The organism is Tersicoccus phoenicis, assembly GCF_001968835.1.
In the GTDB taxonomy this organism is placed as follows: Bacteria; Actinomycetota; Actinomycetes; order Actinomycetales; family Micrococcaceae; genus Tersicoccus; species Tersicoccus phoenicis.
In genome coordinates this window covers 1-303 of record NZ_MRDE01000126.1, presented here as the reverse complement: position 1 = coordinate 303, position 303 = coordinate 1, and the positions used below count along the sequence as shown (strand labels likewise).

General features: G+C 67.3%; 1 pseudogene. It reads right to left on the bottom strand.

The features are described 5' to 3' along the window. A pseudogene (locus BKD30_RS15425) lies at positions 1-303 on the bottom strand (IS1380 family transposase); the annotation flags it as partial.

Sequence of the window (303 nt, the reverse complement as noted above, 5' to 3'; positions counted from 1 at the left end):
CGTCGGATCGTCGTGGTGGTCGCGCGGGCAAGCGATGGCGTGTTCGTGAGGGTGGCTGCGGCGCGGGTGAGGTTGAAGGCCATGACCGCGCAGACCAGCCAGGCGGCGTTCGCGTTGAACACGCCGGAGGGCAGGTGGGCCAGGGCGGAGGTTTTCAGATCGGCGTGGACGTTCTCGATGATCGCATGTCGGCGATGCACCTGATCCGCTGCGACCGTGCCTGTGGTGGCGGGGTCGGTGGTGGTGAAGAAGGCGTGGAATCGCCACGTGTCGAACAGCGTCGCCTGGCCCTCGCTCTTGTGG